This is a genomic window from Shimia marina (genome assembly GCF_001458175.1).
Lineage (GTDB): Bacteria > Pseudomonadota > Alphaproteobacteria > Rhodobacterales > Rhodobacteraceae > Shimia > Shimia marina.
In genome coordinates this window covers 51,357-70,421 of record NZ_CYPW01000006.1, presented here as the reverse complement: position 1 = coordinate 70,421, position 19,065 = coordinate 51,357, and the positions used below count along the sequence as shown (strand labels likewise).

General features: G+C 53.7%; 22 protein-coding genes. 15 read left to right on the top strand and 7 right to left on the bottom strand.

What is annotated here, in order from left to right; translation table 11 throughout:
- Positions 1 to 41: 41 nt before the first annotated feature.
- Together SHM7688_RS02240 and SHM7688_RS02235 are read right to left on the bottom strand one after the other, a co-directional pair.
- The gene (locus SHM7688_RS02240; RefSeq protein WP_058238399.1) at positions 42 to 650 is read right to left on the bottom strand and encodes an MlaC/ttg2D family ABC transporter substrate-binding protein; all 609 of its coding nucleotides are present in this window, start codon (positions 648 to 650) and stop codon (positions 42 to 44) included.
- Positions 637 to 1,479, bottom strand: coding sequence for an MlaA family lipoprotein (locus SHM7688_RS02235; protein WP_223229168.1), 843 nt, complete (start codon positions 1,477 to 1,479; stop codon positions 637 to 639). The genes SHM7688_RS02240 and SHM7688_RS02235 overlap by 14 nt, the downstream gene beginning before the upstream one ends.
- A 116-nt stretch (positions 1,480 to 1,595) precedes the next feature.
- Between SHM7688_RS02235 and SHM7688_RS02230 the strand changes: the two genes are divergently transcribed.
- The 5 genes from SHM7688_RS02230 (at position 1,596) to SHM7688_RS02210 (ending at position 6,788) form a co-directional block, all read left to right on the top strand.
- Positions 1,596 to 3,329, top strand: a complete 1,734-nt coding sequence (locus SHM7688_RS02230) for a type I secretion system permease/ATPase (protein ID WP_058238398.1) — start codon at positions 1,596 to 1,598, stop codon at positions 3,327 to 3,329.
- The gene (locus SHM7688_RS02225; RefSeq protein ID WP_058238397.1) at positions 3,326 to 4,630 is read left to right on the top strand and encodes an HlyD family type I secretion periplasmic adaptor subunit; all 1,305 of its coding nucleotides are present in this window, start codon (positions 3,326 to 3,328) and stop codon (positions 4,628 to 4,630) included. The genes SHM7688_RS02230 and SHM7688_RS02225 overlap by 4 nt, the downstream gene beginning before the upstream one ends.
- An 82-nt stretch (positions 4,631 to 4,712) precedes the next feature.
- On the top strand, positions 4,713 to 5,174 hold the full coding sequence (locus SHM7688_RS02220; RefSeq protein WP_058238396.1) for a RidA family protein: 462 nt from the start codon (positions 4,713 to 4,715) through the stop codon (positions 5,172 to 5,174).
- Positions 5,175 to 5,319: 145 nt separating this feature from the next.
- On the top strand, positions 5,320 to 6,501 hold the full coding sequence (locus tag SHM7688_RS02215; protein WP_058238395.1) for a GNAT family N-acetyltransferase: 1,182 nt from the start codon (positions 5,320 to 5,322) through the stop codon (positions 6,499 to 6,501).
- Positions 6,498 to 6,788, top strand: coding sequence for a 4a-hydroxytetrahydrobiopterin dehydratase (locus SHM7688_RS02210; protein ID WP_058238394.1), 291 nt, complete (start codon positions 6,498 to 6,500; stop codon positions 6,786 to 6,788). The genes SHM7688_RS02215 and SHM7688_RS02210 overlap by 4 nt, the downstream gene beginning before the upstream one ends.
- Positions 6,789 to 6,848: 60 nt before the next feature.
- Here SHM7688_RS02210 and SHM7688_RS02205 read toward each other — a convergent pair whose 3' ends face one another.
- The gene (locus SHM7688_RS02205; RefSeq protein WP_058238393.1) at positions 6,849 to 7,337 is read right to left on the bottom strand and encodes a peroxiredoxin; all 489 of its coding nucleotides are present in this window, start codon (positions 7,335 to 7,337) and stop codon (positions 6,849 to 6,851) included.
- Between the two features lie 84 nt (positions 7,338 to 7,421).
- Here SHM7688_RS02205 and SHM7688_RS02200 point away from each other — a divergent pair, with 84 nt between their 5' ends.
- Together SHM7688_RS02200 and rsmD are read left to right on the top strand one after the other, a co-directional pair.
- The gene (locus SHM7688_RS02200; RefSeq protein ID WP_058238948.1) at positions 7,422 to 8,630 is read left to right on the top strand and encodes an NAD(P)/FAD-dependent oxidoreductase; all 1,209 of its coding nucleotides are present in this window, start codon (positions 7,422 to 7,424) and stop codon (positions 8,628 to 8,630) included.
- The gene (gene rsmD / locus SHM7688_RS02195) at positions 8,627 to 9,196 is read left to right on the top strand and encodes a 16S rRNA (guanine(966)-N(2))-methyltransferase RsmD (protein WP_058238392.1); all 570 of its coding nucleotides are present in this window, start codon (positions 8,627 to 8,629) and stop codon (positions 9,194 to 9,196) included. Before SHM7688_RS02200 ends, rsmD begins: the two co-directional genes overlap by 4 nt.
- 1 nt (position 9,197) lies before the next feature.
- Here rsmD and map read toward each other — a convergent pair whose 3' ends face one another.
- Both map and sfsA read right to left on the bottom strand, forming a co-directional pair.
- On the bottom strand, positions 9,198 to 10,064 hold the full coding sequence (map, locus tag SHM7688_RS02190) for a type I methionyl aminopeptidase (protein WP_058238391.1): 867 nt from the start codon (positions 10,062 to 10,064) through the stop codon (positions 9,198 to 9,200).
- A 92-nt stretch (positions 10,065 to 10,156) separates the two neighbouring features.
- The gene (gene sfsA / locus SHM7688_RS02185) at positions 10,157 to 10,861 is read right to left on the bottom strand and encodes a DNA/RNA nuclease SfsA (RefSeq protein WP_058238390.1); all 705 of its coding nucleotides are present in this window, start codon (positions 10,859 to 10,861) and stop codon (positions 10,157 to 10,159) included.
- Positions 10,862 to 10,907: 46 nt separating this feature from the next.
- On the opposite strand from sfsA, the gene SHM7688_RS02180 reads away from it, so the two are divergent.
- The 6 genes from SHM7688_RS02180 (at position 10,908) to SHM7688_RS02155 (ending at position 15,018) form a co-directional block, all read left to right on the top strand.
- Complete coding sequence (locus tag SHM7688_RS02180) at positions 10,908 to 11,627, top strand: competence/damage-inducible protein A (RefSeq protein ID WP_058238389.1); 720 nt, start codon at positions 10,908 to 10,910, stop codon at positions 11,625 to 11,627.
- Positions 11,627 to 12,355, top strand: a complete 729-nt coding sequence (locus tag SHM7688_RS02175; RefSeq protein ID WP_058238388.1) for a GNAT family N-acetyltransferase — start codon at positions 11,627 to 11,629, stop codon at positions 12,353 to 12,355. Before SHM7688_RS02180 ends, SHM7688_RS02175 begins: the two co-directional genes overlap by 1 nt.
- A gap of 11 nt (positions 12,356 to 12,366) precedes the next feature.
- Positions 12,367 to 12,939 (top strand): peroxidase-related enzyme, encoded by a 573-nt coding sequence (locus tag SHM7688_RS02170; protein ID WP_058238387.1) that lies wholly within the window; start codon positions 12,367 to 12,369, stop codon positions 12,937 to 12,939.
- Complete coding sequence (locus SHM7688_RS02165) at positions 12,936 to 13,910, top strand: OmpA family protein (protein ID WP_058238386.1); 975 nt, start codon at positions 12,936 to 12,938, stop codon at positions 13,908 to 13,910. The genes SHM7688_RS02170 and SHM7688_RS02165 overlap by 4 nt, the downstream gene beginning before the upstream one ends.
- 97 nt (positions 13,911 to 14,007) lie before the next feature.
- Positions 14,008 to 14,235 carry a WGR domain-containing protein gene (locus SHM7688_RS02160; RefSeq protein WP_058238385.1) on the top strand — a complete coding sequence of 76 codons (228 nt, stop codon included), beginning with the start codon at positions 14,008 to 14,010 and terminating at the stop codon, positions 14,233 to 14,235.
- 123 nt (positions 14,236 to 14,358) lie between these two features.
- Positions 14,359 to 15,018: a histidine phosphatase family protein gene (locus tag SHM7688_RS02155; protein WP_058238384.1), complete on the top strand. Its 660-nt coding sequence runs from the start codon at positions 14,359 to 14,361 to the stop codon at positions 15,016 to 15,018.
- A gap of 61 nt (positions 15,019 to 15,079) precedes the next feature.
- Here SHM7688_RS02155 and SHM7688_RS02150 read toward each other — a convergent pair whose 3' ends face one another.
- Positions 15,080 to 15,262: a zinc-finger domain-containing protein gene (locus tag SHM7688_RS02150; protein WP_058238383.1), complete on the bottom strand. Its 183-nt coding sequence runs from the start codon at positions 15,260 to 15,262 to the stop codon at positions 15,080 to 15,082.
- A 128-nt stretch (positions 15,263 to 15,390) separates the two neighbouring features.
- Here SHM7688_RS02150 and SHM7688_RS02145 point away from each other — a divergent pair, with 128 nt between their 5' ends.
- A complete protein-coding gene (locus SHM7688_RS02145; protein ID WP_058238382.1) occupies positions 15,391 to 16,323 on the top strand; it encodes an ABC transporter ATP-binding protein in 933 nt (310 codons plus the stop codon).
- Between the two features lie 66 nt (positions 16,324 to 16,389).
- On the opposite strand, the gene SHM7688_RS02140 is transcribed toward SHM7688_RS02145, so the two are convergent.
- Positions 16,390 to 17,967 (bottom strand): DUF5928 domain-containing protein, encoded by a 1,578-nt coding sequence (locus SHM7688_RS02140; RefSeq protein WP_058238381.1) that lies wholly within the window; start codon positions 17,965 to 17,967, stop codon positions 16,390 to 16,392.
- A 147-nt stretch (positions 17,968 to 18,114) separates the two neighbouring features.
- Between SHM7688_RS02140 and SHM7688_RS02135 the strand changes: the two genes are divergently transcribed.
- A complete protein-coding gene (locus tag SHM7688_RS02135; RefSeq protein WP_058238380.1) occupies positions 18,115 to 18,933 on the top strand; it encodes a sulfotransferase family protein in 819 nt (272 codons plus the stop codon).
- Positions 18,934 to 19,065 lie beyond the last annotated feature (132 nt).

The following is a 19,065-nucleotide window of genomic DNA, read 5'->3' as shown; positions in this document are numbered from 1 at the left end:
ACGCGATATGCGCCGCCCCCAGGACCTTAAGATCGCTTGGCTTAGCCTGCCGATTTTAGATCTTGGATGAGCAAGTTGATGTCGCCTTTGCGCCGATCAAGCATGGCACCGATTTCTGCCTTTTCAGATAGGCGCAGGCTGATGCCTTCGATGATCATGTCGAAAAATTTATTCCTGCCTGATTTATCGGACACCAAGAAGTTTACTTGAAATGGCGCTTGGCCGCGCAAGGTCACTGTCGAGTTCACTTCATAGAAGCTTTTGACTGCACGTGCGCCAACCACTTCAACTTTACCGCCCTCAAACTCGTTGAACCTCTTGCCGTATTTGCGAGAAATATACCCTTGGAAAGCCTTGGTGTAGGCTTTCAGCTGGCTTTTGGACAAGGCGCGCGCGTCAGGGCCGAGGGCAGAGCGTGCGATGATGTCGACGTCGCCATACTTGACGAAGATGCGCTCAAAATCTTTGATCATCGCATCTAGAGATTTGCCCGATGAGATCACCTTGTTGATGTCCGCAACGGCTTTGTCGATGAGGCTTTTTGCTTGTGCATCATTGAGCGCGAGTCCAGGAGACGCCAGGATCGCGGCCAGCGAGGTCGCAGCAGTCAGAGAGATAAATTTCCGTCTGTTCACATTAGAAATCGGCATAAGGATCCTCATAGGGGTCAAATTCCGGATCGACATAGGCGTTGCCGTCGGTCATTCCAAGGTCGAACCGGCGGTTCTGCAGGTAAATAAGTCGCGCTTGAGCGTAGCTGTCGGCGCTGTCGTACAAAATGGAATCGATGGTTTCATCAAAGTCGTAGCGATTCCCCATGGCGTTGATCACATAGGCCACACCGCCGATGTATTTTGTGGGTTCGCGTGTCACTACGAAAAACGGGTCTAGGACAATGTCGACGGCCAACCCATAGGCATCTCGGGTGGTGGATGGGCCAAAGAAGGGAATTTCAGTATACGCCCCTTCGCCTGCCCCCCAAACATGGAGTGTCTCTCCAAAATCGGTATCAAAACGTTCCATACCTGTATTACCTGCAACATCAAAGATCCCGGCGACACCAAAGAAGGTGTTGATCATGAAACGGGCGACAGTTGAGGACGCTTCATGGAAGTTCCCCTGAAGTGTGTTGTTAATGATGTCGTTTGGCAGAGACAGGTGATCTGCAAAGTTTGAGACACCGCCTCGTACGTTCTTCGGGATAACGGTGCCGTAACCGGTCGATGCAGGCGACAAAAGTGCTTTATCAACAGATTTGTTGAAGGCATGAATTCGGCGGTTTGCTGCCTCGTTGGGGTCATTGATGCCTGAGGCAGGGTTTGGAGCTTTGCCTGTGCATGCCGCCAATGCAGCTACAGCCAAGCTCAACAGGAGTACGGCTTTTAGACGGTGGAGAAGGTTAAGCGGTGGGGGCACGTGGTGTTTCTCTTTATACTCAGCAACTTTGGCGCATTTGGATTGATAGATACGCTGGCCCAATGCCAGCCATAGATACTATAAGACCTTGAAGTGCGCGATTAAGGCATTTTCGATACTTAAGTGTATACCGGTGAATGATCCAGTGGGATCACAATAGTAACAGAAGAGATGGTTCCATGCCGCAAACTGCGACAGACAAGGGTTACGAAGAATTGAGGCGCGCGCGACGCGCGAGCAGAGGTCTTTATTGGGCGGTCGGTCTGTTCAGTGTGTTTGTGAACCTCCTGATGCTCACAGGCCCTCTTTATATGCTTCAAGTCTATGATCGTGTGTTGGGGAGCGGGTCCGAAGAAACTCTTGTCGCGTTGTCTTTGTTGGTTGTTTTTCTGTTTACCTTGATGGGCATTCTCGATTTTACCCGTGGTCGCGTGATGGCGCGGGTAGGGGCTCGGTTTCAGGACGGTCTCGACTATCGCGTCTTTGAAGCGGCTTTGCGACGTGCAACGGTTGGGCGCACGTCCACGACACAGACGGCTTTGTCTGATTTGGAGTCTGTTCAGAGATTTATGACGTCACCTGTGTTGACCGCTTTTTTTGACGCTCCTTGGACACCGCTTTTTCTGATGGGCATTGCATTGTTTCACCCATGGTTGGGGCTTCTGGCGATAGTTGGTGGCGGTATTCTGATCATCGCGGCTGTACTCAACCAAGTTGTTTCCAAGAAACCTTTGGAGCAAATGACTCTGGCGTCGTACTCGGCAAATCAGTTGTCGTCACAGCTGCAGGCTGAGGCCGAAATGGTGAGTGCGCTTGGTATGCGTGAAGCGGCCTTTTTGCGTTGGCAGCAGGCGCGCGAGAAATCGCTAGAGGCAACCGTGACGGCTTCCGATGTCGGGGGGATATTCACGACGGGAACCAAGACATTCCGCTTGTTCTTGCAATCGGCCATGCTGGGTTTGGGGGCCTATCTTGCTCTCAAAGGAGAGATTACGCCCGGTGCCATGATCGCAGGGTCCATTTTGCTCGGGCGTGCGCTGGCTCCGGTGGAAATGGCCGTGAATCAATGGGCGGTTGTACAGCGTGCGCGGCGTGGATGGCACAGTTTGGCGGAGCTTCTCGGCGAGGTGCCGCCCGAGGGACGCCGGACAAAGCTGCCAGAGCCTGCCGCGCGTTTGCATGTTCAGCAGGCGACAATTGTGCCTCCGGGTGAATCTCAAGCTTCTTTGCGTATGATTTCGTTTGAGGTCGAACCAGGAGAGGCCGTGGGTGTCATCGGATCTTCCGGGGCTGGGAAGTCGACACTGGCGAAGGCGATCACGGGGGTGTGGCGCACTGCTGGTGGTAAGGTCCGTTTGGATGGTGCTGCTTTAGAGCAATATGATCCCACGGATCTGGGAAATTACATCGGGTATCTGCCACAGCGCGTGGAGCTCTTCGACGGGACGATTGCAGAGAATATTTCGCGATTGGCGGCGACGCCGGATGCTGAAAAAGTAGTCGCGGCAGCGCAGGCTGCAGATGCGCACGATATGATTCTGAAGCTGCCGGAAGGCTATGACACACAGGTAACATCGCAAGGCGGGCGCTTGTCTGGCGGTCAAATTCAAAGGATTGGTCTGGCGCGGGCCATGTATGGCGATCCTGTGATTTTGGTGTTGGATGAACCGAATTCTAACCTCGACAACGAAGGGTCAATGGCTCTCAACTCTGCGATCCGTGTTATGAAATCCAAAGGGTGCAGCGTGTTGATCATGGCCCATCGGCCAGCAGCTATTCAAGAATGCGACAAGCTCTTGGTGCTGGATCAAGGAGCACGTCGCGCCTTTGGGCCGCGTGACGCGGTTTTGAAAGAAGTGTTGCAGAACTATTCCGAAGTGAAAGGCTCCAATGCTCCGGGAGGTGTGCAATGAGTGAGAAACAACGTTGGGGAGCAGGTGCCGCGCTGGGTGTCGGACTTGGGGCGCTATTGATTTTGGTGCTTGGCTTTGGAATTTGGGCCGTCGGTACACAAATTGCGGGTGCGATTGTGGCGAGTGGTCGGGTCGAAGTGGATCGCAATCGTCAAGTTGTGCAGCACATTGATGGTGGTGTTGTGACCGAGATTGCTGTGGATGAAGGAGATAGCGTGTCTCATGGGCAGTTGCTTTTGCGGCTGGACGACTCTGATCTCCTATCTGAGCTGATTGTCACTGAAGGGCAGCTTTGGGAGCTGATGGCGCGCCGGGGGCGCTTGGAAGCTGAGCGTGACGGTGCGAACGGCGTTGTGTTTGATCCTGAACTGGTCGCCATCTCCGAAGAAAATGAAAGTGTTGTTGGGTTCATGGAGGGGCAGGTGCGCTTGTTCCATGCCCGCAATGACAGCCTCGAAAAGAATGTTGACCAGCTGCGGAAACGCATTGCTCAGATCGAGAGCCAGGTGGAAGGTGTCGACGCACAGAGCGCGGCGTTGCAGCGTCAGCTTGAGCTCATCCAAGATGAATTGGCCGATCAACAACAGCTTCTGGAGAAAGGGCTTGCGCAAGCGGCGCGCGTGCTTGGGTTGCAGCGCGAAGAAGCCTCTTTGTCAGGTCAGGTGGGGGAGCTTCTGGCCAGTCGCGCGCAGGCTGAGGGCCGTATTACCGAAATCGAAATTGAGCTTCTGAAGTTGGAAACAACGCGCCGCGAAGAAGCGATCACCACCCTGCGCGACCTCCGGTATCGGGAGCTGGAGCTTGCGGAGCGGCGCAGACAGCTGCTTCAGAAACTGGACCGGCTTATGATCCGTGCCCCGGTTTCTGGCGTGGTTTATGGGCTGAGTGTTTATACGTTGCAATCCGTAATTCGCCCTGCCGAGCCGCTCTTGTTTATTGTGCCTCAAGATCGGCCTTTGGTGGCTGCGGTTCAGGTGCCGACCATTCACGTTGATCAAGTTTTCCCGGGTCAGGATGTTTCGCTACGGTTCTCCGCGTTTGACCAACGCGTGACGCCGGAATTGCGCGGGCATGTGGTGCATCTGTCGGCGGATGCGTTCCAAAACGACCAGACCGGCGAGACGTTTTACAAAGCAGAGATCGAGCTGGCAGAGGGGGAGGTTGAAAAGCTGCCTTCCAACGTATCGTTGCTGCCCGGGATGCCGGTGGATGCGTATCTGCGCACGCAGGATCAAAGCCCTCTGGCTTATTTGACGCGTCCTTTGACAGATTATTTTGTCAAAGCCTTCCGTGAAAGCTGACATCAAAGCTGTGCTGGGGGACTTTTCAAATGTTTCGTGCGGGGCTAGCGTCGCGCGAAACATCTCTCATGGGAGCAAAAGAATGAGTGCAATTGAAACCCGTTTGAAAGAGCTGGGCGTTACCCTGCCGGACGTTGCCACGCCAGCGGCAAACTATGTCCCCTATGTTGTGGTTGGGGACATGGTTTATGTGTCTGGGCAGATCTCCATGAACGAGGATGGGCTCATTTTGGGTAAAGTTGGCCAAGACCTGTCCACCGAAGAGGGAGCTGCCGCCGCCAAAACTTGTGCGATCAGCCTGCTGGCGGCTCTAAAATCCGCTTGCGATGGGGACATTGATCGCCTTCTTCGTGTCGTTAAGCTTGTGGGGTTTGTGAATTCTACGCCGGATTACACAGAGCAGCCAAAAGTGATCAACGGAGCCTCTGATTTCTTCGTCGAGGCCTTGGGAGACAAAGGGCGCCATGCGCGGTCTGCGGTCTCTGCCGGGGCGCTGCCGTTGGGTGTGGCGGTTGAGATCGAGGCGATCTTCCAGATCGCTTAAGCACCGCAGAATAAGCAGATTGCCAAGCTATTGATCGTATTGGCAATCTGCACAGAAAGGTGATGGCGCAGGTGATGAATTGCGCTTTTGATCCTCGATTATCTTTTTAACGTACCATACATGAACCCCTTCAGGAGGGATGTGAATGGACGGAAGTCAGCTGACCGTCGAAGTGCACAGCACGTTGGATGTGCTGTCAGAACAGGAATGGGATGCCTGCGCGGGGGGCACTGCATCAGGTCAGAGTGCAAACCCATTTGTCACTCACCGCTTTCTTTCAGCGCTTGAAAAAAGTGGTTCTGTTGGATCTGGCACAGGGTGGCACCCTCGCTATCTCGCCGTATATTCAGAAGGGGAGCTGGTGGCTGTCGCGCCGACCTACGTTAAAGAGCACAGTCAGGGAGAATACGTCTTTGATCATAACTGGGCGCATGCCTATGAGCGCGCCGGTGGTGAGTATTATCCCAAGCTTCAGGTGGCCGTTCCCTTCACCCCAGTCACTGGTCCGCGTTTCTTGGCGAAGCCGGGGTGGGAACAGATCGGGGTTCAGGCGTTGACGCAGGCCATGGTGCAAGTCGCTTCTGACAATGAACTGAGCAGTCTCCACATTACATTTTGTACGCCGCAGGAGGCCGAGGCTGGTGCCCAAATGGGCTTACTTCAGCGCACCGGACAGCAGTTTCACTGGACCAACGAAGCCTATCAGGATTTTGAGGGGTTCCTGTCACGTCTGTCTTCCCGAAAGCGAAAAAACATCAAGAAGGAACGCGCGAAAGCGCAGTCCTTTGGCGGCGATATTGTGCTGTTGACGGGACAAGACATAGAGCCTTCTCACTGGGACGCCATGTGGCGCTTTTATCAAGACACGGGCGCGCGCAAATGGGGGACACCTTACCTGACACGCCGCTTCTTTGATCTCATGCATGAGACGATGCGGGAGGATATTCTATTAGCGTTCGCGCTGCGCAACGGAGAGCCGATTGCTGGCGCGATGAACTTCATCGGCCAAGATGTTTTGTTTGGGCGCTATTGGGGATGTGTAGAAGATCACCCGTGTTTGCATTTCGAGTTGTGCTATTATCAGGCTATGGACTGGGCCATTGCGCATGGTTTGCAGGCGGTCGAAGCGGGGGCACAAGGGGAGCATAAGCTGGCGCGCGGCTATCTGCCTGTCACAACCCATTCGCTGCATTGGATCCGGGATGCGGGTTTTAGAGAGGCTGTGGAAACCTATTTGCAGTCGGAGCGTGAGGCGGTGTCGCAAGATATCGAAGTTCTGACATCTTGGGGCCCGTTCAAACAGTCACAGGGGGAGGATCATGAATGACCGAAAAACTCAGCGCTGCTGCGCGGGATGCTGTGCTTACGCCTTTGTTGGAAAACGATTGGCAATTAGATGGCGATAGAGATGCCTTGGTGAAGACATTTCACTTTGAAAGCTTCGTGGACGCTTTTGGCTGGATGACCCGGGCAGCAATCTGGGCGGAAAAGTGGAACCATCACCCTGAATGGCTCAATGTCTACAACCGCGTAGATGTGGTCTTAACCACGCATGACGTAGGAGGGCTCTCATCACTTGATGCGAAACTGGCCCGCAAGTTGGACACGCTTTAAAGCGCGGAACTTGAAAGACAGGCCGCACATCGGCGAAAAACCAGTGTGCGACCCGAGGTGTTACATAGCGTTGAGAAGTGTCTCGCCCGCGCTGATCTCGCAGGCGCCAGGAGACTCTTCCAAGTTCAACACTTTGACCACACCATCTTCGATCAGTGCCGAGTACCGCTGAGAGCGATTGTTGAAGCCGATTTCTGGCACATTGAACTCCAGTCCCATTGCAACCGTAACGTCGCCATTTGGATCTGCCAGAAGCGATACTCCGGCCTCAGAGGCTTTGGTGTCTTTGTCCCACGCGTCCATCACAAATGGGTCGTTGACTGACAGGCAAATGATGTCTTCCACACCTTTGTCTTTGAAGGCTTCGGCCGTGCGCATGAAGCTTGGCAAATGGGCGCTCGAACATGTGGAAGTAAACGCGCCCGGCAATCCGAACAGCACGATCTTTTTCCCTTTTGACAGGCTCTCGATGCTAACGGGTTCGGGGCCGTTTTCGCCGACCTTCATCAAGGTGCCAGCCGGCAGTGTATCTCCAACAGAAATTGTCATTGTTCTATTCTCTTCATTGCGTTTCCCTGAATTGACGATATAGGCTCCGCGGCGATTGAGGCAATGGCAGTTGGGGGAATGAACATGACACATGTCGTCGTGGTTGGTGCAGGTCAGGCCGGAGCCGCCTGTGTGGCGAAACTTCGGGCCCTTGGTTTTGAAGGCCAGATCACTTTGGTTGGTGCCGAGGCTGTGCCGCCATATCAGCGCCCACCGTTGTCCAAGAAATATCTTCTTGGTGAGATGGATGTGGAGCGCTTGTTCTTGCGTCCGGAGAGTTTCTACGCAGAACAGAACATTGATCTGAGACTGAACTCTGAAGTCACCTCAATTGATCCCGCGGCAAAGTCCCTGTCGATTGGCGAGGATGTGTTGGCGTATGACGAACTCGTTCTTGCAACTGGCGCTTCTCCCAACCGCTTGCCTGACAGCATCGGTGGCAATCTAGCGGGCGTCTATGTGGTGCGGGACCTAGACGATGTAGATGCGATGGCCCCGGAATTTTCTGAAGGCAAGCGTGTGCTGATTGTCGGAGGTGGTTACATCGGGCTCGAAGCCGCAGCGGTGGCTGCTTCGAAAGGTCTGGAGGTGACACTTGTGGAAATGTCCGATCGCATTTTGCAGAGGGTTGCAGCGCCTGAGACCAGTGATTTTTTCCGGGATTTGCATCGCAAGCACGGAGTGAGGATTGTTGAGGGCGTTGGCTTGCAACAGCTTGACGGAACTGGCCGCGTTGAAGCTGCCAGACTGACCAACGGCGAAACACTGGCAGTGGACTTTGTAATTGTTGGCGTTGGGGTGCAGCCGAACGTGGGGCTGGCGAGTGCGATTGGTGCTGAATTGGAAAATGGCATTCAAACTGACGCCTTCGGCCGAACCTCTGTTGCACATGTTTGGTCTGCTGGCGACTGCGCCTCCTTTCCTTACAAGGGCACGCAAATCCGCTTGGAAAGCGTGCCAAATGCGATTGAGCAGTCCGAAGTGGTTGCCGAAAATATTCTGGGGGCGGAAAAATCCTATATCGCCAAGCCGTGGTTTTGGTCGGATCAATACGATGTGAAATTGCAGATTGCGGGCTGGAACGCGGGCTACGATCGCGTTGTGACGCGGAGCACGTCAGACAGTGTAAAGTCTTTTTGGTACTATACGGGAGAAACCCTAGTGGCGGTGGATGCGGCCAATGCGCCGAGGGACTACATGGTGGGCAAGCGATTGATTGAAAGTGGCAAGTCCCCAAGTTCTGATTTGGTTCAGGATCTGACTGTCGATATCAAAGATCTGTTGCGCGCGTGAGGATTATTGCAGGCAAATGGCGTGGTACGGCGCTCACCGCCGTGGGCAAAGGGGACGCTGGTATGCACCTGCGGCCCACCACGGATCGTGTGCGTGAAAGCCTTTTTAATGTTTTGGTTGGGGGCAAATTTGGCAATCCAATCACAGGCGCGCATGTGCTTGACCTGTTTGCGGGTACTGGCGCACTCGGGTTGGAGGCGCTCTCTCGTGGCGCAAAGTCTGCCACATTGGTGGATGAGGGGCGCGTTGCTGGCCGATTGATTGGTGACAACATCAAACGCTTGGGTGCAAAATCTGACGCCAGCTTGGTGAAATGCGATGCCACCCGTTTGCGGGACAATCCGGGCGTGGCATGTGATTTGGTGTTTCTGGATCCGCCCTATGGCAAGACACTAGGTGCGCGCGCATTGCAAAGCGCACAGGTCAAAGGGTGGCTTGCTCCAGATGCGCTCATCGTATGGGAAGAAGCAGCGCCCCAATTGGCGCCGCTAGGGTTTCAGCAGTTGGATGCGCGCAGATATGGTGACACGCATGTCACCTTCCTGCGGCTTGTTTCTCCGCCGTAGGCTAGCCCCATGTCGGGTGGAAGAGGCCCTTTTCCGATAAGGTGAAGATGTCCACCCCATTTGAGGTGACCCCCACAGAGTGCTCAAACTGAGCAGAGAGTGACTTATCTCGCGTGACGGCTGTCCAGTCATCGGCAAGCACTTTTGTCTCAGGTCTGCCAAGGTTCACCATCGGTTCGATGGTGAAGAACATGCCTTCCTCAAGAATGGGGCCGCTGCCTGCGCGCCCATAGTGCAACACGTTGGGAGGCGCGTGAAACACCAGTCCAAGACCGTGGCCACAAAAATCACGCACCACGGACATCCGTTGGCGCTCCACATAGGTCTGGATGGCATTGCCGATATCACCAAAGGTGTTGCCTGGCTTGACGGTTTCAATTCCGATCATCAGGGCATCATGCGTGACCTGAATGAGCTTCTTTGCAAAGGCTTTGGGTTTGCCTGCCACATACATCCGGCTTGTATCCCCAAACCAGCCATCTACGATGACGGTGACATCAATATTGAGAATATCGCCGTCCTGTAGCTTGTCATTGGCGCGCATTGGGTCTTCTTTTTGTGCGCTGGTTTCCTTCTTCCATTTCGGAATCGGACTTCCGGGAATGCCATGGCACACAACGTGATTAACGCTGATACAGCTCGCATGTTGATAGCCGCGATACCCGATCGTTGCGGACTCCGCGCCTGCGGCGCGCACTTTGCCCTCAATCAGTCGATCGAGTTCTTCCGTGGTCTGCCCCGGAAACACATGTTCTGCAATCTCATCCAAAATCTGTGCCGCAAGAGCACCGGCTTTGTGCATGCCAGCATGATCTTCCGGTGAATAGATGCGAATGTCATCGCGTGTTTTGCGGCCTCTGCCGATCATGAGAACTGCTCCATCGCATTGTGTCCGAGGCTATGTAGGAGAATTTGCATCGAAGTACTAGAGGCACCTCAGTTCAGGTGTGCGTATTGCGACTATTCTTCGAATGGTAGACGTACACCGATTGTGATGGATTGAGGCGATATAACGCAACTGTAGGCAAGCACTTCTACTCCGGCTTTACGCGCAGCCTTAAAGGTGGTCGCATAGGTCGGGTCTATGTCTGCGGCCAAAGATACGCGCGCGGCGTCTGTGCGCTGAACGAGATAAAACATGGTTGCATCGTGCCCCTGAGCTTTCATGGTTGAGAGCTCGGAGAGGTGCTTTGCGCCTCGGGCGGTGACACTGTCGGGAAATTCAGCCAGCCCTTCCTGGCGCGACAGCGTGACGGATTTTACTTCAACGTAATGGTCTGGTTTGCCCTGTGAGGTCAGTAGAAAGTCGATCCTGCTATTGGTGCCGTATTTCACCTCAGGGCGGATGTCGTCATAGGCGGCAAATTCTGCGATCTCTTTATTTTGAAGGGCGGCTTTCAGCGCGCGATTTGGCACGGATGTGTCCACGCCTGTGAAATGTCCGCCATCGTGCTCAACAAGCCGCCAGCCGAACTTGAGCTTTTTCTTTGGATCATCGTTGGGCTCAAGCCATATGCGGTTCCCGGGAATGGCCAATCCCATCATGGAGCCAGGGTTGGCACAATGGGCGGTGATTTCGGTGCCATCTGATAAAATGGCATCAGCCAGAAAGCGTTTGTAGCGACGTTTGAGCTCAGCGGGGATAAGAGGGGTTTGAAAGCGCATCCCTCAGCCCTATACCTGCGGTAGACTTCTGACAAGGAAAGCACTTATGGCAAATCCAACCGCTGCAATGCTCGTGATTGGCGATGAAATCCTCTCTGGCAGAACGCGTGATGCGAATATGCATTATTTGGCCGGTGAATTGACCAAACATGGGATCTCACTGGCAGAAGTCCGTATCGTTCCTGATGTCGCTTCAAAAATTGTCGAGACCGTACAGGGTCTTTCTCGCGAATATGGCAGTGTTTTTACCTCTGGCGGTATTGGGCCAACACATGATGATATTACCGCGGACTGCATTGCAGAGGCCTTTGGGAAGACCATCGGCGTGCGTGATGATGCAAGAGCTTTGCTACAGGCCCATTATGATAAATCCGGACAAGAATTTAACGAAGCCCGTCAACGCATGGCGCGCATTCCAGAGGGCGCCACGCTGATCGAGAACCCTGTGTCCGTTGCTCCGGGCTTCGTCTTGGAAAATGTCTATGTGATGGCGGGCGTCCCTTCGGTGTTTCAAGCCATGGTTGCCAGCATTATGCCGACGCTGACAGGTGGTGATCCGGTTTTGAGTCAAACGCTTCGGATTGAGCGTGGGGAAGGGGAGATCGCTGGGCCGCTGGCTGAGCTTGCAGCGACTTACTCGGATCTTTCTGTTGGATCCTATCCCTATCAACAGAATGGGGCCTATGGTGCGAATGTGGTCATTCGGGGGACGGATGGGCAGCGAGTTGATGAAGCCATGGCGCGTTTGGCTGAGTTATTTGCGTGATGGCGTTGCCTAGCTCCTCAGAGTTGTTTGATGTTCTTGATGCAACATGGCCTGCCGCCGAAAAGTTTGAAGTGGCGGAATTTGTTATTCGGGATGGTCAGGGCGGTGGAAAAAGAGCATCCGCTGCGACCAGTAAGACACACAATTGCCTCTCTAACGTTGATCTGGCGGAAGCTGCGATGGTGCGGCTGGGACAAACGCCTCTTTTCCAACTGCGTGATGAGGAAGATCAACTCGATCAAGCGCTTGAGGCACTGGGGTACACTATTGTCGATCCAGTGGTGATGTACGCGATTCCCGTCACAGATTTGCTTGAACCTACTCCTCCGCGCACGGCTGCGATCCCTGCATGGGAGCCACTGCGCATCATGGAAGAAATTTGGGCACATGGCGGCATCGGTCCTGAGCGTGTCGAGGTGATGAAACGTGTTCTTGGCCCTAAAACAGGACTGATTTCGCGATGGCAGGATAAACCCGCCGGCGCTGCTTTTCTTGGGTTGCATAAAGGTGTGGGTATGGTGCACGCCTTGGAAATCCTACCGTTTCAACGCCGCCAGGGCGTTGCTCGGTTTTTGATGCAGAGGGCTGCAATATGGACTGCTCAGCAGGGTGGTACCCATCTGGCGGTTGTTTGTACTCGCGCTAACGAGGCCGCGAATGCGCTATATTCAGGCCTCGGAATGACCGCGGTGGGTGCCTATCGTTACAGGCAAAAAATCAAGACTTGAGGGAGGTAAGTATGACGACAGTTAAAGAACCTACGGCTCTGGATATTCCTATGATGGATCCTCTGCCAGCTGAAACCCAGCGCTATTTTGAAATCTGTCAGGACAAATTGGGCTTGGTGCCCAATGTGCTGAAGGCCTACGCGATTGATGCCGCCAAACTGAATGCCTTTACTGCCCTCTACAATGATTTGATGCTGGCGGAGAGCGGCCTGTCCAAACTGGAACGCGAAATGATTGCAGTTGCGGTCAGTTCGATCAACAAATGCTTCTATTGCCTCGTCGCACATGGTGCTGCAGTGCGGGAGCTTTCAGGTGACCCTGCACTTGGTGAGAAAATGGTCATGAACTGGCGTGTCGCAGATCTGGATGAGCGACAGTATGCGATGCTTGCGTTCTCTGAGAAGATGACTGTGGCCTCCAGCACCATTGAGGAGCAGGATAGACAGGCTTTGCGCGATGTCGGTTTCTCAGATCGCGATATTTGGGACATTGCCAATGTTGCAGGGTTTTACAATATGTCCAACCGCGTAGCTTCGGCGACAAAGATGGCGCCCAATGAAGAGTATCACGCGCTCCACAGATGAACTTTGCGCGCATCATAGGCTTTGTCGCGGTATTGCCCGGGGCAGCTTGGGCCTTTGAGCCTGATCTGAGTGATGCTGCTCAGATGGTTTATGGTGCGAGCAAGCCACAAACAGTCCTTGCGCTACCCACAGGGAGATTTGAAGAAGGCGGTGTTCCGACGATGCCGGTCACGGGGCTCGTGAAGCAGCAGACGTGGCGTGTGTCGAGCGGTTTTGTCGGCACCGCTGCGCTCGCGGAGACATTGGCGAAACAGGCGACGGCGCAGGACTATGAAGTTCTTTTGTCCTGCGATGATGTGGGTTGTGGAGGATTTGACTTCAGATTCAGTCTTGATGTCTTGTTGCCGCCCAACATGTTTGTGGATCTCTCTGACTACTATTTTGTTTCTGCGAAGCGGGAAACGAATAAGGGTCCAGAAGGTGTCACGATTCTTGTGAGTCGCACGGTACAGGCCGGAATGGTTCAAATTGACACTGTTTCCCAAAGCGTGCTGCAAGACCAGGCGGCAGCAGCATCGGATGCGGCTATTGATCCTTCTGAACGCGCGCAGGATCACACTCCAAAATCATCCGATCAAACCATGCCTCGTGTTGGATACGTCTCGCACTTAGAGGAATATGGCCATGTGGTGCTGGATGATTTGGCCTTTGCCACAGGAGCCTCTAGATTATCGAATACATCCGTCGCGTCTCTGAAGGCTCTGGCCTCATTTTTGAATGCGGACGCTAGAAGGCGTGTTGCATTGGTTGGGCACACCGATACAGAAGGCAGCTTGTCGGCCAATGTAAGTGTTTCGCAGCGTCGTGCCTCGGCCGTAAGGCGCGTGTTGATTGAAACTTATGGCGTTGCGGCAACGCAGCTCGAGGCGCATGGTGCAGGCTATCTTTCTCCGATAGCGTCTAATGCTACTGAAGCCGGACGGATGGAAAACCGCCGTGTTGAGGCTGTTTTGCTAGGTGGCGGCAGTTAGTAGCAGACAAGTGTACCGCCCGTGGCGTCGTTAAGCCCAATCCTGCTCAGTTCATAGGACTGTTGCACCCCGAATCACCCTGCAATAGAATCAGGGCATGGCGACCTGCATTTTATACAAACCCTCTCGCACCACGGGCCCGCGCTACTATCGTGTCGAGCTTGCGATGAATCTCTTTGAGGAAGTGTCGGTTATGCGCGAATGGGGGGTCTCTGGCGGAAAAGGGCGCACCATGATCCGTATTTTCGGCAATTTGCGCGAAGCCTCCTTGGCCGCTGATGGGTACCGCAGGCGGGCGTTGCGCCGTGGATACGCGCGCGGTTGAGTAGCCTGTTTCCACGTCACAAGAGGCACGGCCTATAGCGTTGCGTACCTCGTGGCATTTTTGCTTTTCCTGTGATGGAAGCTTGGTTAGGCATCTTATGAATATTTGAGTGAGCGAACCCTAATGCCGCATATTTCTCTTGTACGTCACGGGCAGGCCAATACCGAGGCCAGAGATGAAGTCAGCTATGATAGGCTTTCCGATCTCGGACACCAACAGGCCGCATGGCTCGGAGATCACATGCGCGATAGTGGCGAACACTTTCAACGTGTCTTCACAGGCAGTATGCGGCGGCATCGAGAAACCGCCATCAGCATGAGAGCCGATCGCTTTGCAGATATCGTGGAAGACCCAAGGCTGAATGAGTTTGCTTACTTTGATCTATCTCGGTTGATGGAGACGCAATTTGGGCTGGAGGTTCCGACGGATCGCGAAGGATTTGTTCGCCATATGCCGCAGGTTCTAGACGCTTGGAAAAACGGAGCCATTCAAGGGGCTCCGGAGACATTTGACACCTTTGAGGCGCGAGTCAGGGCTGCGATGGAAGACATTGCCGCCGGCGAGGGGCGTGCGCTGGTCGTCACATCTGGGGGATTGATTGGCGCCGTGTTGCGGCAAACACTCAATCTCGACGTCGCCGGTTGGGCGCAGATGTGTCTGGCAATTCAAAACACTTCTGTGCATCGGTGGCAGATGGTGCTGGGCAAACCGCTTTTGGTGCAGTTCAACTCGGTCGCACACCTAGAAGCACCTGAGCGACACCACGCCCAAACACACCTTTGAACGCAGGATGAAAAAGCGCCGCTAATAGCGGCGCTTCCTGTTTAGTGTCTCGTTGGCAGCTTTAGGCTTGCGCCGTTTCGAAATCCTTATGGACAAACTTACAGTCACAATAGGGGCATTCCACCCAGCCATGTTCATTGGGAATCTGTAGCCAAACACGCGGGTGACCAAGGGCACCTTCGCCGCCGTCACAAGAGACGCGGTAGCTGTCGACAACTTTGGTTTCAGGCGCTGCGATGGTCATGCGCGATGTTCCTTCGGCTTAGTCAGGCGGTATCTGACGGTTGGCTATAGTAGGGCGCGGTTGTAGTACGCGTCCATATTGGTTAGGGCCAAATAATAGGCATTGCGCAGCAGGGAGCAAGAGTGGCCATGACCCAGAATGCGATCGAAATCCGAGGGTTGCATAAGACCTACAAGGGCGGCCGTGGTGAACCACAGAAAAAGGCGCTGAAAGGGGTTGATCTCGCGATCCCAGCCGGATGCATATTTGGGCTGCTGGGTCCTAATGGGGCCGGAAAATCCACTATGATCAATATTATGGCGGGGCTTGTGACCAAATCGGCGGGGTCTGTAAGAATTTGGGGATTTGATCAAGACGAGAACCCCAGACAGTCGCGCGCGGCAATTGGTGTTATGCCCCAAGAGTTGAACCTAGATCCTTTTTTCACCCCACGTGGGGCATTGGAGGTGCAGGCAGGGCTTTACGGTGTTCCAAAAGCGCAAAGACGCAGCGATGAAATCCTTGAACTCATTGGGCTGGAGGATAAAGCGGAGGCCTACGCGCGTACTCTGTCAGGCGGCATGCGGCGCCGGCTCTTGCTCGGTAAGGCCCTTGTTCATAGCCCGCAGGTCTTGGTTCTGGATGAGCCGACTGCAGGTGTGGATATTGAGTTGCGTCAGATGCTGTGGCGCAATGTGCGTCGATTGAATGAAGAGCATGGCACGACCATCATTCTGACGACACATTACCTCGAGGAGGCCGAAGAAATGTGTGACGAGATCGCGATCATCAATCAAGGCAGTCTTGTAGCGCAGGACAGCACTTCAAATTTGCTGGGTCAAATTGATGGAAAATGCATGGTGATACAGCCTGCTGATGATGTGCAGGCGCTGCCTTCGGCAGAAGGGCTCTCTGTGGAGCGCCGTGCGGATGGGGCTCTGGCCATATCGTATCAGACCAAGACCACCTCTGCAGAAGATGTTCTTAACGCAGTGCGCGCTGCGGGCATCACAATACAAGATGTTAAAACCGAGCAAGCTGATCTCGAAGACGTTTTCCTGGAGCTGACCAAGGCGCGCTAAGGCGCGCCAATTGGTGTTAAAGCGCTTCGAGGTAACTGTGAGGCATTAAGTAGACCGCCAAAGGCTTTAATCGCTGAAGAGATAGTTGGTCTGCGCGATTTCACGGGCCTTTTCTTCATCGATGCTCAAAAAGGACATGATCGAAGCTACGTGCTCGGCTTCTGGAGCGCTTTGGCTCATTCGGCCAAGGTTTTCAAATCCAGCGTCTCTGATGCGATCACTTTCATTGAATATGTCGCGTCGAATGGTAGGCAGTAGGCGCTCCAATGTGTCCCTGGGCGTTTGATCTCCTGCAAGACCGATGCGAATGGCATGTCCGGTCAGGTATTCGTCAGTGAAGTCGCATTGAATTTCCAACATGCGAGTCATGGATCGATCACTGAAGAAGTCCTGCATAAACTCCAGCGCGCTCGGGTCCAGACAGATCACAAGCCGATCCGTGTTGTAATAGTCAAACAACATGCGCATCAACGCCCTGCGGTGGCGGGTACGTTTGCCAAGCGTCGACTGAATGCCGCCCAAATCAGGCAATGCCGTGCCTTCTTCATTGAAGAGGTAAGCGATGGTCGGAATGTCAGTGACTTCGCCAATTTTGCCCAATAGCCGTTTGGCAACGTGCCATTTCTTACAGACAAGCAGCATCAGTTCACGGTCGCGCCCCAAGGTACTTTCTGCTTCCCAAAAGCGACTTGCAAAACGTTTGCCGATGCGTCCGCGACCTGTGAGGAACTTGAAGAGGCTTGGACCCTCTGCGGAGATCTGAAATGAAACGCCCTTTTCAGCGTAAAGCTGGCCGAGGCGTTCTTTTAACTCAATTGCATCCGGGCTGATTTTTCGCGCGAAGAGAAAGTCCTGACTCAAGAGCAGGTCATAGTGATCATTGTAGAATGTGAGCGGCATTCCATAGTCCGTAAACATTAGGAATGTCAGGGTGCGCGAACGGATTTCGGGCGTGGGTACAAGATGTCTCACCAAGGTTTGAAAAAACGTCTCGTCTGGAATCCATGTGGTACGGAAAAAGCGCATCACATCGCGCCGCGTTCTTGTGAAATCCAAAACAGCCTCAATGGTCTGGCGGCGCAGGCACCACCATTGGCTACCAATCATCACTTGGATGTCAGCAGGAATTTCACGGGTGAAGCCGAGCTTCTTTTGAAGGTTAAAGGTTGCGTAGAAGCGGCGTTTTTGCGTGCGCTCGTTGAACCAGTGCCGATAGATCAGGCGCTCGGCTTTCATGCCGGTTTTGATCCAGTCGCTTTCAAAGAAGTCGAAGCTTTCGATGAAATCCACATCGTTGTCATCCAGAAAGTTATGGATGTACTCTGACGATTTGATCACCATACAGTCGCCGGACAGCATGTAGAAGTGTGAGGCACGCGGGAAGCGTTTTACGGCTGTCTCAACGGCATAGAGTGTCGCTTCTACGAGAGACCACTCGCCCCAGCCACATTTGATTCGCTTTTCCGCGAAGGCAACGTTTGGGTTGTGACCCAAAGCCTCTCGAAGCATGCGAAAATGTTCCGGCTTTGCGCGCGCGTCAAAGTGAATAGAAATATAGTCGCCAGTCGCTGTCAGGCGCTCTGCCTGCATAATGATCGCTTCGGGATCTTTGTGGCACAGAAGAATATACGCAATTCTTGCCATCTGTTGTCCTTGATCCCCACTTTGACGTTTTGACGTTATCCATTTAAAGAGGAAACGGCATTGAATAAACAGGCTTTGTTCGGAATTTTTCGATACGCATCAAGACTGTGGCAGAGAAACGAGCCATGGTGACTACGGAGGCAGACTATGGGTTTTCCCGGCACTTGGATGACTGAAAGCGAAAGCGTTGTGTATCGGGTTGTTCCGAAATGCGCCTGTTCGACCATTGGGCAAATCATGTTCTATTCGGATCATGGTGAATTTTTCGATGGGGATATCCATGATGCACAAGGGGGCATGCACAAATGGGCGCTTGAGGGCAGCCATCAGCCGATTACCAATAACGTGCGTGAACACCGCTCTTATGCTTTCACATGTGTGAGAAACCCCTACACGCGTATCCTTTCTTCCTTCTTCGATAAAATCTGCGGCATTCAGCGCAATGGGAAGCGCTATCGCGGAAACCTTGTGCCGATGCTGATTCAGAAGTACGGCATTGAGGTCGGCGGCGACGACGGCAAGCAGGAGTTCGACCAGATTCAGAGTTTCAGACGGTTTTTGTTGTTTGCACGTGACACCATCCGTTGGCGCCGGCCGATGGATCCCGACATTCACTGGTCTGCGATGTCTGGACACATTTCTACGTTTATTGTGAACGGTGGTACCTACAACAAGATCTTTTGGACTGAACAGTTCAATGATGGCATGCAGCAAGTGCTTGATAGTATTCAAACGCCACACTGCGTCGACCTGAATGCGATTCCCCGTTTTAACGAATCGGAGGGGCATGGCCCTAAGCGTGCACACCCTGTAGAGGACTACTTCGACGATCTGTCCATGCATCTCGTCTATGAAATCTACAAACGCGACTTCCAGCTTTTCAAATACGATTTTGAGAACCCGGGGAACAAAATGCCCGTGGGAGAGATCGATTTGGATGAGGTGCACGCAAAGCTGGGAGATTAACGGCGCACTCTTTTGGGGCGCTGCACTTCCAAAGCGTCGCAGCCGGGGCCTCTTCGTTACGTGCCCGATTTAAGAGATGGTGGGCTTCCTTTGCCTTTGGAAACCGATCGTTTCTGTGTTTCCGCGTCGCAA